Source organism: Spirosoma sp. (genome assembly GCF_026391055.1).
Classification (GTDB): Bacteria; Bacteroidota; Bacteroidia; order Cytophagales; family Spirosomataceae; genus Spirosoma.
Map to the genome: position 1 here is coordinate 114,745 of NZ_JAPLET010000014.1, position 15,498 is coordinate 130,242.

The following is a 15,498-nucleotide window of genomic DNA, read 5'->3' on the forward strand; positions in this document are numbered from 1 at the left end:
TCTCTTCAAGCGCCCGTTTTAACGACGGTCACCGAACTTCTTATTTAAGTTTACTCACCATTGAATCTTCAATGTTACCCTTCTCCCAGAATGCCCCTTAGATCATAAAGCATATAATAAGTTCATAGCTTAGCAACAACATCCTCTAGGGTGCTTTCTTTCACGCTGGGAAGACCTACCAACAACAGGGTAACTATCTTTGAATTATGAATGAAGAGAAAGAAGCACTTATAAGCTGGTTCATCAGTAAGCAATGGCCCGCTACGTTTCATAAAATATCGGCATGGGAATCGACTGATAATCTGGCTAAGACCGTCAATACCACAATAGAAGCTGCACGACAAGGTAATGCAAATTCAGTTGAAGTACTTAAACGCCTTAAAACTTCACTCGACAAGCAGCCCGATGGAAATGAGGCATGATGAATGACCGATCTGGCTTTGATGGAACTCAACGGCGCATGCATGGTGTGTCCGATTTAAAGCAAGTACATCGTCGTACCCCGCACCATCTGGTCAATGCTCGTGTGGGCGTAAATCTGATCAAAGCCCTCCTCGACAGCAGGGGGCGTCGGGTAGCGGGCCAGCTGCTCACGGCTGACTTGCCGGAGTTGGGCTATCAGCTCGGGCCGCAAACCAATTAATCGTATCCCTTCGATTATATTCGAGTGGGCATTGAGCAAGTAAAGCGTCAAGCCGTTGGCGTCGCTCTTGACCCAGTCGGCGACCGCGTCCGGATCGATTTTACGGATATTAAGCGGAACGTCAAAGCTGAAGTGGCCAGGGAATTCAATTAGAAAAAACGGGAGGCCATCCCGTTCGTAGAGACCGTACCGAAGCAGGCCCCGGTTGAACAAGGCGCGGTCGTCGACGGGGTTGAGCGAGTAAAACAGGATATCGAACAAGCCGCCCGTCATTAGGGCTTTAATCGATTCCTGCCCCGTGGCCTGGTAGCGATCGATCAAAAATGGCCGACCTATGTCAAAACTCATCATAACGTGTTGCCTGATTTAGCCTATAGTGGTTCTGGTATATAAGTGTCAATACAATGCACTTAATGGCCCTACTTTACCCGTTCGATCCGGACGCAGTTGACGTATACCTCCACCCGTTCAAGGAGTCGGTAAATCGCAGCTGAATAGGCGGTATTATTCTGCAAATTTCCTTCATATAGGACTTCAGCCATCAGCCTACCTTCAACCAGTTGCTCGGCAATATGCCAATTGACGGCCTCCTGGCTGGCGATATTCAGGTGATAAAAACTCACCAACAAATTGCCATCAGGCGTTCCGGTTAGTCGAAACTTAACGACATTTTTGATTCCACTATCCGTTCTCATGCAGTTCCATTATGGGTCGTAAACGTATGAATTGGCGATAGCCGTTCGGGGTAGTTAGGGCGTGGTCTGCACGAGTTCATAAGCGGTTATTTTGGGATTCCTTCAACGCTCATTCCAGTGGGTTAAATCTCGGAATAATCCCCGTATGAACCCGAGGCTTATCAATTTTTGTCGACATCACTTCACCAGCTTCATGAGTGAAAAATGAAGCAAGCCCGGATGGGCAAGTCGGAATACGTTCGAAATAGAGGCCCTACGGGCCTACTATAACAGGGTAAAGGGTTGGATTGGAGTTAGTTAGTAAAAAGTTCTTAGGGGTTTTCTAGGTCGGCATATCGGTATTTTTATATGCTAAACAACAAAGAGAACACTTAAGAATCGTATGAAACCTCTCAAAGCCAAACGCCCGGCAACTTCGCAACAGGGCACACCCGTTCAACTCAGTTTATTTGACGTATTGCTACAAGTTGCACCCGAACTGGTTCCTTCCGTTCGAGCGGGTAATCAGATCGTTTCGCCACAAATTCAACGGTTTAGCTTACAGCAAGAACCCGCCCCAATGGGCGAAATAGGCCGGATACGCGCTAATCTGGCGGCTATTGCCCTCTGTAAATCGCTTACTGCCAATCAGGAGCAACCCACACCGGAGCAGTGCAACGAATTGGCCCGTTTTAGCGGATGGGGCAGTTTAGCCGCTTTATGGGATGAGGTAACCCACAAAGCTACCGACGTGGACGTGCAGACCGAAGAACAAAACCGCTGGTACCGGAAATACAAGAATCTGCGAATGGAGGCCGATTCGTTAATGACACCTTTGGAGCGGGAACGGGCCGGGCAGAGCACCTTAAACGCATTCTTTACCAGCATTGAGGTCATTAAACGAATTTGGGCGTTAGTGGAAAAAGTAGGCTTCAAGGGAGGCCGGGTTTTAGAGCCAGCCGCCGGTACAGGTCATTTCATCGGGGCTATGCCCGACCATTTACGGCAAGCCTCTACGATTACCGCCGTCGAGAAAGACCCCCTGTCAGCCGCTATTTTAGCGCTGCTTTATCCCGAAGTGATTACCCACGCAACGGGGCTAGAGGTAGCCCCGCTGGAACGAGGCAAGTACGATCTAATTATTGGCAATGTGCCGTTCGGGGATTACACTGTTTTTGATGCCGTGGACCGGGATTGGTGCCCGTTTCACATTCATAATTATTTTATCGGTAAGGCGTCCCGACTTGTCGTTCCCGGTGGATTGGTTTGTTTCATTACGTCAATGGGCACGCTGGATGCCGGTAGTAAAACCTTTCGCCTTAAACTGGATGAACAGCGCATGGAACTGTTGGGTGCCATTCGTCTGCCCTCCTGCGCATTTGATAAAACCGCCAGCACCGAAGTAACGACGGATATTTTACTATTTCAAAAGCGGCCCGAAAATCAGGCTCGTACCTCGTTTGCTCAACCCTTTGTCAATACGGCTACGCTGCGAACACTGACCAGCGAGGGGGAAGACCAAGACGACCCCCCCGTTATGCCAAGCATTCAGGTCAACCAATACTACGTTGAAAATCCACATCGGATGTTAGGGGAAATGACTTTTGCCAGCGAAGTAGGAAAGGGAGGGCTTTACCGGGGCGACCGCCAGACGTTATTTCTGGAACGCAGTAGCGAACTGGCTACCCGCCTGGATGAAGCCGTAACTCAATTAGGTAACCAGCTACAGGGGGCCGCCAGCCGGTTTGGTCAGGCGGGGGCAAAGTTGCCCGAAGAACGCACGGAACGTATAAATCCCGCTTTGGGCGGAACCGTGAAAATTCGGGGCCGGATGTGGAGCAAGCAGAGTATATACCGTTCCTATTCGACCCTAAAACGCCTGTTCTTTGATTTGTTAAAGGCGGAACAGAATCAGAGCGATTCCATTTGTGATTCATTACGTCAGGAGCTACAAGACCACTATACGTTCTTTGTCACCACGTACGGGCGATTGTCCGCCAATCGGTCGCTAAACTGGATTGAATCCGTAGACGGTCAGTTTTTAAGCGTTCAGGCGCTTGAAATGCAAAAGCTGGATGCCCACGGAAAACCAGTCATTGTTGAATCGGCCATTTTGCGGGAACGGGTTTTTGGAGCCGTTACCACCATTACGCACGTTGATTTAGTAGAGGACGGATTAAGTCTGTCCTTATTTAACCACGGACGTATTGATCTGGATTATATCAGTACGCTAACGGGCAAGCCTATTGGCGAAGTACGTACCTACCTTTTAACGAACGCGCTAGCCTTTATTGACCCTGAACGGGCCGATGAGTTACTAGATGCCGGTACGTATCTGTCGGGGGATATTCGGGAGAAACTAACCCTATTGGAAGGTCGATTGCTGGATGAGCCGCAGTTACAGGCCAATGTAGATGCCTTACAAGCCATACTACCGCCTAGTTTACCAGTATCGTTGATTAGTTTTCAATTAGGATCGAACTGGTTGCCACTGGCTTGTATAACCGACTGGATACAGACCTTGCTTTCGGTAAAATTAACACTCGTATATAGTCCACAACGGGCCGAATACCGTATAGCGAATCAAACGGGGTATTCCGCCCTCAATCAGTCACAGGGTACCAAAGAACGTACCGCCCTTGACTTAATCGAAGCGGCGTTGAATCAGCGTAGTATAGTCATCACCAAAACTATACAGGATGAGGCTGGAAATAAAAAGGAGGTCAAGGACATTGAGGCCATGACTGCCGCCGTACAGCAACAGGAAGTTTTGCAGGAACAGTTTAACGAATGGGCGCGGGAGCATTACGCCCCCGCCATAGAAAACGCATTTAACGAACGGTTTAATAGCTACGTCGAACGCCAGTTCGCCAAACCGACCATGGCCCATTATCCCGGTGCCTCCCCGTTAATTACCTTACGTGACCATCAGTTTAAAGCCGTTGAGCGGGGAAAACAGGAGGATTGCCTATTTGCGCATTGGGTCGGAACGGGTAAAACCTGGGAGATCATTTCGACCGCCATGGAATTGATACGGCTTGGCAGAGCGTCAAAAGCCCTCGTTGCCGTGCAGAATTCAACCGTCGAGGATTTTGCCAAGGCATGGCGCGCGCTGTACCCCGGCGCAATTGTTTACCAGCCAACCCCGGCTGACTTACAGGCATCCAACCGAAAACGGTTTCTGCAACGGATAGCGACTAACCGGTTCGACGGTATTGTTATTCCGCAGTCGTTCTTAAAGCTTATCCCGGATGATGTGGCGATTGAAGAAGAATTAATTCGGGATGAACTAAGCCGCATTGACTACGACGATAGAGACCCCTCCGCCGAGGGTCGGGCCAACCGCCGGAGCGGGAAGCAACGCGTTAAACAAATCAACAAACGGAAAGCCAAAATAGAAGCCAAACGGCTTGAACAGGCCAGCCGTAAAAAAGATCAGATGCTTAATTTCTCTCAATTGGGAATTGATGCGCTGTTTCTGGATGAAGCCCACAAATACAAACGGTTTGGCTTTACGACCAGCCGCTACCAAATTAAAGGCATTGATACAGCCGGGAGTCAGGATGCCTTTCAAGCCATGGTCAAATGCCGAACCATTTTAAATAAAAACGGGCGGGTCATTCTGGCAACGGGAACCCCTATTTCAAACACTATGGCCGAAGCCTGGACGATGTTACGCTACATAGCCAGCGACCGGCTGGAAAAATTGCAACTAGCCACCTTTGACCAGTTTTGCGGAACATTCTGTAAAGTGGTGCCCGTTTTTGAATTAAGTACGTCGGGGCAGTTTAAGACCGTAGAAAGACTGGCGCAGTTTATGAACGTTGCCCAATTGTTAGCCTTATACCGGCAGTCGGTAGACGTTGTCTTGGCCGATGATGTACACGAGTTTAAAACCGGCGACTTTTTGCCTGTATTAACCCCGCAACCCGCTACGGAAACCACCCCCGCCAATCCCGGCTTCACCCGTATATTGCTACCCCAAACGCCGGGCATTAGGGCTGAACTTTTTGATATTCGGCAAACCCTGCGCTGGTTCGAGCAGTTAACCGGCAAAGAAAAGCGCGAGAACAGTCATATACCGTTAGTGATGTACGGCAAGGCTAAAAAAGCGACGCTGGATATACGCTTGATCGATCCCACCGCCGAGGATGAACCCGGTAATAAAGTGAACCGGGCTGTTGCAGAAATACACCGGATTTACCACCAGACCGGCGACGTTAAAGGAACGCAGTTAGTTTTTTGCGATGTATTTAAGTCGTCAGCCAGCTTGTTTGCTGGCGAGGCTGACGAGGAAACCGGCCGGTTCGCCGGTGCGATGGCGACGCCCGGCCCGTCCGCTGGTTCGGTGGCGACGCCTGCCCAATTTAATCTGTTCGATGAAATTGCCTGTAAACTGCGCTTTTTGGGCATTCCCGCCGGGGAAATTTGTATCGTTCCCGCCGATAAAAACAAGCGGGAGCCCATTTTTGCCAACGTTCGCACCGGCCAGATTCGCGTTCTGATGGGCAGTAGTGAACGCATGGGCGTTGGCGTAAACGTTCAGGAACGGTTAGCCGCTATCCATCATTTAGACGCTCCCAACCGGCCCACCGATTTTGAACAGCGCAACGGGCGAATTATCCGACAGGGTAATTTATTCGCCGTCTGGAAACGTTGCGTTGAGGTACTAACCTATGGCGTAGAAAAAACCCTTGACGCGACGAGTTACGGACGGTTAGCCATGAAGCAAAAATTTATTAACCAGGTGCTAAAAGGCGGGGCTACGGTTGAAACAATGGCCGATGTATCGGACGACGACGATTTTTCGTCGATGAATTATGAACAGATGATGGCTACCTTATCCGGCTCTCAGACCGCCTTGCTCTATACGGCAAAAAACCACGAATTAACGCGGCTGAATCAGCAGAAAAAGGCGTGGCAACGAGGTTTAATGAACGCACAATCCATGATTGAAGAAGCCCGGCGCACGAGTGTTCATTTAAACGGGCTTTTGCCAAAATTGAGCCTGGAGGCCGAAATCATAAAAAATAAGTTCGTAGACGTGCCGACCGATGAGGTTGAACCTGAGGGAATGATTAAAACGATTGGGTTTAATGGTCAACAGTTTACCAGTAAAGCTGATTGGAGCGAACCATTAGAGCGGTATTTCTCCGAAATCAAATCCGCAGCCCGGCGTACCAACGGCGCGTATAGTTCAGGACTGCTTACGGTAAACGGCTTGGATATACAGTTGAAAGGCGAATGGAGCGGCCATGATCGGGAAACAGGCCGCGCTATTTACTCCATCAGTTACCAGTGGGGGGTAAATCTAAAGGGCCAGATTAACTACGGATGGGCATTAGGTACGTCCCTGCGAGCGGCCATTAATCGAACGTTAGACGCGCCCGAAGTAGGAAAAAAACAACTGGAACGGGCTATTAGTCAACAGGAAGCCTTTAGTCAGAATTTGAATCAACCCTTCAAAAAACAGGAGCAGTTGACCCAGTTAAGCCTGCTGGTTGGTGAATTGAAAAAACAACTGGAAACCGAAGTGATCGAAGCGGTCTAAGGCGTTCGATTTGTTGTTAGCCAATTAAAAAGCCGTTCCCTGCTAGGAAGCGGCTTTTTGCTGACGTCGATTTACTTTACTTCACTTATTCATCCTGGATAAACCGTTATAATTCCAGAAGTTGACGGTGATAGAAAATAGATACTATTGGCCATACGGCCCCACCTACCCACGGCAACCAGAGTTGAATCAACGAAATCCACCCGCCGTTCTGAAGGGCCAGCAAGTCATTATGCTGCATGAAATTTCCCAGCTGTAGCCAGAAGAACGTAACAAAGACTAGCGCAAACACCTCCGGTCGGAACACGTATCGATCCATTTGAAACCAGATCGGTCGATTGGGCCAATCCGGATATTTACCCCGATGCCAGTAAAATAACTTGGTGAGGTGCAACCGGGTTATGTAGTAGATACCCCACACTTCAATACCCCCAATGAATAGTTGAACCAGTAAGATGGCCATCGTTATGAGCCCTCTAGGTATACTGGTAAACTGACTGAGTCCCTGTAAAAGAAACGATGACAAAAAGGTGATGGTGGGCAAGGCGGCCATCGCTATTGCCCAGATGACAAATAATAAGGTCCAGGGTTGCATGTACTCCCGTTGCACAACGCGTTGCACCCACGGCTTGAGCATTGGCGCATAAAGAGTAAAGAAAAAAGACTGTTCGAACGGTCGCATATAACTATTGGCGAACAGTACGCGGAAGATTCGTATAAAGCCCATATCAGTAAATAGTTAACTGGCGAAATGTTTCACCAAGGTAACAATCAAAGGGCTGATAATTGTTTTTATCTGGTTCCATTATACAAAATTGGCTACCGCAAATTAGTAGTAACAGGGGATAAAACGATTAAGAGTAAGGGGCCAAAAAACGACTGGTAAAGCAGGTCTACATGAATATTGGCTATTTTCGTCCCAAGTAAATCCAGTCAGTAACGGCAAGGGGCAAGTATGACAAATAGCCAGTTTGTGATTAAATTAGTAGCGATCGGCCTGGTCGGACTACTCCTCATGTTCCTCCTTTTGCGCCGAAAACAGTACTCCCCATTGACCAGAACGTTGATGGATTTGTTAGTTGGGACGACAATGGGTTCGTTCCTGTTGGTCTTGTTGATGATACTGGCCTCCTAATGAATCAATTGGTTAAAACGCTTCAGCAAGGCCTAAGGAATATACACGTCTTTGCCTAGTTCGGGAGCTTCTGAAAGTATGTTTTCAGGGTTTGTTTCAAGGTATAAAACTGTGTCGTTTCAATGGATTCATGGCGCAGATGCTGCTGAACGTACACTAACTCAACGCCCTCATCCAGAAGTAGTTGGGCCGTCGTATGCCGAAGGCTGTGCGCCGACATGCCTTTCTTTTTAAGGCCATTTATTCGCAGGTGCTTATTGGTTATGTAGCGAATCTGAGCCGTGGTCAGATTAGTAAATAAAGGTGTTTTCTGATCCTGTTCGGGTAGCGGCCACTGCTGAATGCTCCGCAGGTAATCCGCCAGCGGCTCCCGGCAGGCTTCGAAAAGCTTAATGGGCTTTTTGGTGCTTTTCCCTTTCCCCAGCACATGAAGCAGTCGACGATCGACATCCACGTCGGCCAATAGGAGACGAGTGATCTCAACGGTACGTAATCCCTCCAGGCTTAACAGGGCCAGAATGGCCCTGTCGCGGGGCGAGGCTGCCGAGGCCAGCAAGTCGGTTCGCTCCCCGGCTTCCAGGCTCTCTTTGTAAAATCGACGCTCCACCGTAAAGCCTTTCACGGCCTGCACCTCCTGCAGGGCCTCGACCTGATCGGGGGTAAGGGCCAGCTCCTTTCGCTTGAGCACGCACCAGGCGGCAAGTTGCTTCACCGTTGAGAGGTAGACGTTGATGGTGAAGGGTGACTTTCCCTGCTGGTTGAGCTGGGTAATGTAGTCATTGACCGTTATGCCAGTCAGCGAGGCTTGCCGGCCCTGCTGCAACTGCGCATCGATGTAGTGAAAAAAAGCATTCAATGCCTGGGTATAGGTCTGTTTGGAACGCTCCCCTTTCAATCCTTTGTGCTCCCGAATGAAGCGCAGAACCAGTTCATTGGCCGCCGGAGAGATCTCTTTTTTGGGCGGGTCCAAAAGGATCAGCGGGTAACCGAGTTGCTGATAAAAGAACAGAAACTTGCGCAGGGGCGAGATGCGATTGGGCCGAAAACCAGCGGTGTATAACCCCAGGCTAAACCGATCCACGCCATACCCCTGCTGTAAGCAGTAGTCGAGATAGGCCCTGGCATGACGGGGATAGTTACTGGAAGCCGAAAGTGTAGTGGCAAAATAGGCGATCAGGCGCGATACAGTATAGCTCGCCGGGGCGGAAGCCGGTGATTGGGGTTGATCGTCGGGACGTTTGGCAGGTAGTGGCATTGCAGTGGTAATCAATCAGTCAGTTGATGGGGCAAGCTTATTTGCCGGGGTTAAAACGGTTCCTGGGTGATGCGTTCACACTCAGCCTGTAAATAGGTGATGAGTTGGGTATACATGAAGTCAAGTATGGGATTGGCAAAAGACGGCGCGTGAGGTTGATCTAAAGCCCGCCTGTAGGCCTGACGATCAACGGCGTGCACTAAACTCATGGGTAGTTTGTGGTAGTGCTGTACGTAATTCATAAGAAGGCGAGCCACCCGGCCATTTCCCTCCCCAAAGGGCTGCAAGCAGAGCAGGTCGTAATGGGCCTGAAAGGAAAGATCATAAAGCTGACGCATGGTTTTCGTGGCGGCTAAGTCCGTATTAAGCTGCTTGAGCAGTTTATCCACGGCGGCGGGTAGTTTTTGCGCGTCGATTAACTTGCGATGGGCCGTCATGGGGCTGGCCAGCCGGAATTCGCCCTGGCTGGAGTCATAACTTCCCAGTAATGTATGCAGGGGCCCACCCGTCCGGCGCATCAGGGTTGCGGCAATGGATTGAAGCCGGGCGCGATTCAAGGGTTCCCGGTCGGCGGCCCAGACCAGCATCTGTTGCTGGGCTTGCTGATAATCGAGCAGCATCCAATGATGGGGGGCTGGTTTCGTGTCCGTGATTACCCCTTTCTCCAGCAACGCCAGACTTTCGGAAAGCGTCAGACTACAGCCGTCAATAGCGGCAGAGTGATAGATGTGAATCAATCCGTCGGTATCATCCACCGGAAGCGAGTCCCTAGTCAGGTCACGATACCAGCTCAGCAAGGCGGGTAAGGTCAGGCTCGATGATTGGGATGAGGGCATAGGGACAAACGTGAACAAGCGTCGATGTACCGGTTTCGATACGTCTTAAAGTGCGACGGATATTGAACATTTGCTAAAATGGATTCAAATGTGTCGCATTTACTGTGGAAATGTCGCATTCAAGATCATAATTGATATCGAGGGCAAATTACAACATTAATGGGATTCACCAATTTACACAAAACATAATTTGTGTAATGGTGAACAAATTTATTTGCTTCGAAAAGGTTAGGGTAACGCATTTATTGAACTTCGAATCCCGTAGCGAACTTTCCGGGACCGGACTGGTTTTGATTGGACAACAGGGTTGCCGACCTTACCCCTCATTTTAAACTTTTAAACTCCGGCAGTATGAATGTAGATGATCCCGTTACCAGTCCTGATTCGGCGGATGAACTCGACGATCCCTATATCCATACGGTTTCAACCGAGGAATTCGTTCAAACTGTGGAACGGGCTAGTCAAGAGGAGACCGATGAGAAGTTGACCCCGAGCCAGGAGTAACCGCCTTTTGATTCGGTGAGCGTGGCTTTTCAGGCAGTTTATCCCAATCAGTGGTACGCATGAACCGATCAAATTCGCGCTCTTGTTTCCAATCGGTCTTCTTCCACACATAAGCCACCAGGATGGGAAAGCTAATTAGTTCTCCGATTGCAATGGCTAGATTTATCGTTTCAATGGTCATACGTGCTATTCGTTGCTTTAGTTGAACCTAGTTGATGAACTCAACCTCGCCGTGGCCGGGCCAATCCAGGCCGGGCTAATCCACCACCATTGAATCGCCGAAGCGGGGCGAAACCACTAGACAGATTGTTAAACCACGGGGTCAATCAACAGGTTTCGTGGACGAAAAATTTTGCCACTTGTTTGTACTTAACCAATAAGTCACAGAGAACATACGCTAATTTTACAATGGATGAACGTATTATTTTTTCAAGATGATCTGGTTGAAAAATAGATACTATTTTCCAGTTTGCGGTAGAGGTGGTCAACGAATGAACACCTGGCAGTTGCCCGGTAGTAGCAACTAGTTTTACCTTACCCAGCTCCATTCGATGACGCCTAAACAAGCGCAACGGCTGATCAAAAAAAATGCCGATATCAAACGGGCCTTGGCCGCCGAAAAACGGAGGTTTGGGGGCTATGATGACTCGCGTGGGCTGCGGTATTTACCCACCCGCTACTACATCCAGCTGGCCGATTACAAAGGGGGATTAGCTTATACCCGCTGGTTCGCTAAATCCTTTCCCGACGACATTGGCTTTCCGGATTTCCTGTTTGAATGGGCCCTGCTGCTCTTTAAAGCCGGTAAGTTTGCCGAGGCTAAAGCCAAAACCTGGCAGACCTTCTGTGCCAATACGAACCTATTCGATAAGTACTTTGGCCATCCCATTCAACCGCTGCCCAAATACGAATGGTCTAATCTGGCTCAAGCTGGTTTCACGGACTATTTCACCTATTCCCATCAACAACCCGAGCTCCTTGATTTTAGTCAGTGGTTAGAGGAGTTTATGGCCAGTGAACCCTTTACTAGCCGAAAAGCTCGCTACCTAACTATTCACCAACAACTGAAAGTGGAAGACGATCTGGAAAGTAGAGCCTATTTATGCCAGGAAGCGAATCAGTTAGAAAAGGCGATTAAGTTCTAAAAAAACGGTTGTCTTACAGGTGTAAGACAGACAGCAATTTTGTCTTACAAGGTGTATTACAAAACATAATGCCAGTGGCTGTTGCAAAAGTAACTCATTGAGGGCTAGATTAGTTGTGAGCTTATGCTAGGCTATCACATGATCCAAACTTCGCTGGTCAAACTGGTACCCGCTCACCATTTTTACCAGCAATTACTAAAAGCGGTCGACTTTCGCTTTGTCAGGCCGCTTTTTGAGCCCTTTTATAGTACCATGGGACGGCCTTCGCTGGACCCAATCGTGTTTATTAAGCTGCAACTGGTAGCTCACTTGGAAAACATTACCTCAGATCGCAAGCTCCTGGAACTGGCCAACCTGCATCTGGGTATCCGTGCGTTTTTAGGCTATGCACTAGAGCAGCCCTTACCCTGGCATAGCACGCTGTCACGAACCCGCCAACGCGTCCCGATCTCCGTCTTTGAAGCGTGCTTTACCCACATCATAGGCTTATGCATCCACAAGGGGCTCGTCAGTGGCCATACCCAGGTGATTGATTCAGCCTACATCAAAGCGAATGCGTCGATGAGTCGGCTGAAGCGAAAGCCGGCCATCTGGTCATCTGAGACTACTTCTTCATTAAGTAAGCCTAACGCCCCTCGGCTAACCGCTTCGGTGGATCGGTTACAGCACATCCACCGGTTTCATAAAAACATCAAAAAAGCTGCCCCTAACAAAACGGGCCAACTTTTCAGTAATCTCACTCATTATAGCCCCACAGACCCAGATGCCCGTATTGCGTTCAAAACTGGTAAGCCTCGCCAACTGGCGTACATGACCAGCGTGAGTGTGGATGCCGCCCAACATGTGATTACGCATATTCAGGCTGGCTCGGCTGACCGGCGCGATAGCCGCAACTTATTGCCTATTATCGACACGACCCAGGAACGATTGAGGGAATTTGGCGTAGCCATATGTAATGTAGTGGCTGACGCTGGATACAGTTCAGGTGAGAATTACGAGCAACTGGAAATTAGAGGGTTAACCGGCTTCGTTTCACCCCATGGCAAGTACAAAGACGAGCGGCCAGGCTTTCATTATGACGTCAAGAGCGACAGCTACACGTGTAGTCAAGGGAAACGCTTAGCCTTTGACAAGTTGCTGGTCGATAAGCAAGGTAATCCCAAAAAACGCTACCTGGCCAAAGCCTCCGATTGCAAAGATTGTGACCTCTGTGAGCCCTGCAAGGGAAAGAAAGCCAGTGAAAAAAGATTGCATCATACCTATTACAAAGCCCAATATGAGCGAATGGTAGAGCGGTTATCGAGTCGATTTGGCAAGCGTATGATGCGAATCCGGTCGGCAACGGTGGAGCCCGTTTTAGGCAGCCTGATCAACTACTATGGCTTGCGTCAAATTAATACGCGGAGCCGAGAAGCCGCAGCTAAGGTGATGTATGTGGCAGCCATGGCCTACAATCTGAAGAAGTACCTGCGCTTTACGTCCGTTGAACAAAGCGGAATGGTAATCGCTCTACCAGTACCTGATCAGTTTTATTATATACTGATCTACTTTTGCAACAGCCACCCTAGTTATAGAACGGGTCTGGGAAATGTACAAACTAACTGTGGGTTAGAATTTGCACATTTCCCAGACCCGTTCTATAACTCATATGGCTGTTGCACAACTTAAAACGATTACATTTTAAACCATTCCTTTATTGTTTTTGGGCGCGTGTCCAAGTAGCTATGAACGATCCCCAGTAGCACAATGAGCGTAATACCTATTAGCCAGCCTGCTCGTCGACCATGAGCATGGGTAGCAAACAGCCCCATGAAGATGGTCCATCCCCAAGCCAAGGTCATACTGATGGTTAGGAGTATGTTTAGGAATATTTTGGTGAGTTTAGACATCTACTTAGTTGAGTTTTTAAGTGTTTAGCGTTCTCGAATCTTAACTAAGTTGAAAATGGAATTACTTTCATGTTGTATAAGTGGCATCATGATAACCAAACACCGAAAAGCCGCTAGTTTACTTTCTCGATCCGGACGCAGTTAACGTACACATTCACCCGCTCTAAAAGATTACTGATCGCTGTTTGATAAGCCGTGTTGTTGGACAAATTCCCCTCATACAGCACACGAGCGCCTAGCTTGTTGTCCACTAACAGCCCGGCAATATGCCAGTTGACGGCTTTCTCGTTAAAGACATCCAGCTGGTAGAAGCTCACCAGTAGGTTGCCATCGGGTGTACCCGTAAGGCGAAACTGTACTAAATTCTTGGCTCCAAGTTCTTTTTCCATCCCGTTATCAGCCCCGCTCAAGGGGGTTTTGTGGCCGCAAATCTACTACTTTGTTGCGGCTCTGTCGAGCGGTAACTTAGCCCATTTTAGGGCGCTTATTTTACCCTGTTTTATCACCTCGGGTTAGGGGTCATTTCTAGGAATAGTTTTTTAACATAACGTATCATATACAACTTGACTAAGAATTGTACAATTTCCAATTTGTAGTCAAGTTGCTGCATAGCCTACTTTAACGGCTTTTCACCCAAAATCACTCAGACCTTAACGGCCACTAAAGAACCAAGTTCCTAAGCGAACACGCTGTCAGGAGCCTACCAGTCAATAAACCTGTTTGGTAAGTTGGCCACTTCTGGCGTCCTTGAGCTAAACTTTAACCGTATTACAATGCCAACAGGGAGTGTCAAATTTTTCAATGAGAGTAAAGGCTTTGGCTTTATTAAACCCGACGACGGGGGTGACGATGTGTTTGTGCACATTTCAGCGACCAGCGAAGAACTTCGAGAGAACGACAAAGTAAGCTACAATGTCGAGCAAGGTAAGAAGGGCTTGAATGCGGTCAACGTCAAACGCACCTAAGGCCATCGGGTCGGTCTGAAGGCAGTAAAGAGGAGAACAGGCTTTGGCGGCCTGTTCTTTTTGTGTAGGGGTAAGTCGGTTAACTAGAATTTACAGGTAGTAAAACTGGACTATGCATTAACAGCCGGTGATTGAAGAAATACGGTAGCCAAGAGGCCTTTGTTGATCTTCCTAGCAGCACCTCTCTTTATTAATTTCTAAAGTAGAATTTTTACGTCATTACGATTAAAGCAACAGGCCCTCTGAGTGTTTTAACTAGTTGTACTTTTCATAGTGATCGTCCACAAAAAGCAACCTTTCCGTGAACGGTTTCAATCGCTAAAAGAAAAAAACTGAATAGGCCGATGGGCAACAGGTAACGTCCATTTGGCCAAGGGTTTTCTTGAACGATTTTTGCGAGTTGTCAGAATGGTTATAAATTCATGATTTTCAGGTGCTTACATGGTTCATTAAATATAAATCCCTAGCCTTTTAATGGACGATTTCATATCGACAAGTTCTGGAAAGTGAGATAGTACTGTAGAAAAGTAAGTTACGGATGGTCAGTCCCAGGTCGACGCTCCGACTTCTGCCTCTCAGTAGCGCTCCGCCCCCGATTGTTCATGGTCCCGCTCTGGCCCGTCCGGGGAGCCGGTATCGGCCGGTGTGGTCATTTGACACGGCTATTGTCAGTGGCTGTCGCACTTTGTAAGCGTTTTAATGAGACAATGATCTTTTTGATATCTGTCAAACCCGATCAGTCTCGCTAGGCTAAAAAAATCTGAACAGTTTGAGAGGAATACTGTACAAAACTTGCAATTCAGTATGCCGCTAAATCGGACCACCTCACGGGAGAAGCGGGTAGTTTTTCTTTAAGCGGTTTCCTCAGAAATTGGGCTACTCACCATCCAATAGCAGCCAT

Annotated in this window: 11 protein-coding genes; 5 read left to right on the forward strand and 6 right to left on the reverse strand. The window is 48.5% G+C overall.

All coding sequences use genetic code 11. The annotated features are described in order from the left end of the window. Nucleotides 1-206: 206 nt before the first annotated feature. Complete coding sequence (locus tag NT073_RS05210) at nucleotides 207-422, forward strand: hypothetical protein (RefSeq protein ID WP_297369812.1); 216 nt, start codon at nucleotides 207-209, stop codon at nucleotides 420-422. Nucleotides 423-478: 56 nt separating this feature from the next. Here the strand turns inward: NT073_RS05210 and NT073_RS05215 are convergent, their stop codons facing one another. Beyond that, nucleotides 479-994, reverse strand: a complete 516-nt coding sequence (locus NT073_RS05215; RefSeq protein ID WP_297369814.1) for a hypothetical protein — start codon at nucleotides 992-994, stop codon at nucleotides 479-481. Nucleotides 995-1,062: 68 nt separating this feature from the next. Further along, nucleotides 1,063-1,338, reverse strand: coding sequence for a hypothetical protein (locus NT073_RS05220; protein WP_297369816.1), 276 nt, complete (start codon nucleotides 1,336-1,338; stop codon nucleotides 1,063-1,065). Between the two features lie 382 nt (nucleotides 1,339-1,720). Between NT073_RS05220 and NT073_RS05225 the strand changes: the two genes are divergently transcribed. Beyond that, complete coding sequence (locus tag NT073_RS05225) at nucleotides 1,721-6,868, forward strand: SNF2-related protein (RefSeq protein ID WP_297369818.1); 5,148 nt, start codon at nucleotides 1,721-1,723, stop codon at nucleotides 6,866-6,868. A gap of 106 nt (nucleotides 6,869-6,974) precedes the next feature. Here NT073_RS05225 and NT073_RS05230 read toward each other — a convergent pair whose 3' ends face one another. From NT073_RS05230 to NT073_RS05240, 3 genes are all read right to left on the reverse strand, one after another. Next, nucleotides 6,975-7,550 (reverse strand): hypothetical protein, encoded by a 576-nt coding sequence (locus tag NT073_RS05230; protein ID WP_297369820.1) that lies wholly within the window; start codon nucleotides 7,548-7,550, stop codon nucleotides 6,975-6,977. A 508-nt stretch (nucleotides 7,551-8,058) separates the two neighbouring features. Further along, nucleotides 8,059-9,273, reverse strand: coding sequence for a tyrosine-type recombinase/integrase (locus tag NT073_RS05235; RefSeq protein WP_297369822.1), 1,215 nt, complete (start codon nucleotides 9,271-9,273; stop codon nucleotides 8,059-8,061). A gap of 35 nt (nucleotides 9,274-9,308) precedes the next feature. Next, the gene (locus NT073_RS05240; RefSeq protein ID WP_297369824.1) at nucleotides 9,309-10,094 is read right to left on the reverse strand and encodes a Fic family protein; all 786 of its coding nucleotides are present in this window, start codon (nucleotides 10,092-10,094) and stop codon (nucleotides 9,309-9,311) included. Nucleotides 10,095-11,149: 1,055 nt separating this feature from the next. Between NT073_RS05240 and NT073_RS05245 the strand changes: the two genes are divergently transcribed. Further along, a complete protein-coding gene (locus NT073_RS05245) occupies nucleotides 11,150-11,743 on the forward strand; it encodes a hypothetical protein (protein WP_297369826.1) in 594 nt (197 codons plus the stop codon). A gap of 138 nt (nucleotides 11,744-11,881) precedes the next feature. Then, entirely contained in the window at nucleotides 11,882-13,411 is a 1,530-nt protein-coding gene (locus NT073_RS05250) for an IS1182 family transposase (RefSeq protein ID WP_297369829.1), read from the forward strand. A 334-nt stretch (nucleotides 13,412-13,745) separates the two neighbouring features. Here NT073_RS05250 and NT073_RS05255 read toward each other — a convergent pair whose 3' ends face one another. Then, nucleotides 13,746-14,021, reverse strand: coding sequence for a hypothetical protein (locus NT073_RS05255; protein ID WP_297369451.1), 276 nt, complete (start codon nucleotides 14,019-14,021; stop codon nucleotides 13,746-13,748). Nucleotides 14,022-14,405: 384 nt separating this feature from the next. Between NT073_RS05255 and NT073_RS05260 the strand changes: the two genes are divergently transcribed. After that, nucleotides 14,406-14,597, forward strand: a complete 192-nt coding sequence (locus NT073_RS05260) for a cold-shock protein (protein ID WP_297369831.1) — start codon at nucleotides 14,406-14,408, stop codon at nucleotides 14,595-14,597. Nucleotides 14,598-15,498: the final 901 nt, after the last annotated feature.